Annotated in this window: 1 pseudogene; it reads right to left on the bottom strand. The window is 47.9% G+C overall.

What is annotated here, in order from left to right:
• Positions 1-194, bottom strand: a pseudogene (locus HBA93_RS18780) (aldo/keto reductase); the annotation flags it as partial.
• Between the last annotated feature and the right edge of the window lie 232 nt (positions 195-426).

Below are 426 nucleotides of genomic sequence, written 5' to 3'. Positions count from 1 at the left end.
GAATTAGCCGTATCGATAAAGTTACCGCCCTTATCGATATAGTAATGAAAAATAGCACGGGCATTATTTTCATCTGTTCCCCAAGAGCCGCCAATGCCCCGAATACCGGCATTGCCAAAGGTCATTGTGCCCAGTGCAAGGCGACTGACGCGTAACCCCGACCGGCCAAGCAAATAGTAACTGTCGAGCGTCATGATAAGCACCTTATGAAACGGACTGTGTCATTCTTCATTGAAAGAGCGGAGCAATAATGGCTGTCCTTTTTGCCGTAGGCATAAAGAATTCAACTGCTGCTCCGCCTCTGTAAACGCGTCTATTCGATCAACATCGGCTCGCCGGTGTCACCTGCTTTTTCATCCAGACCATAGGATTTCAGGATTGCCGCAATCGTCCCGTCTTTATGCATATCCTGAATATTGGCATCCA

The sequence above is a fragment of the Ochrobactrum sp. SFR4 genome (genome assembly GCF_019730395.1).
Lineage (GTDB): Bacteria > Pseudomonadota > Alphaproteobacteria > Rhizobiales > Rhizobiaceae > Pseudochrobactrum.
Note: the sequence above shows the minus strand (reverse complement) of the source record. Positions and strands in the feature narration are given on the sequence as shown.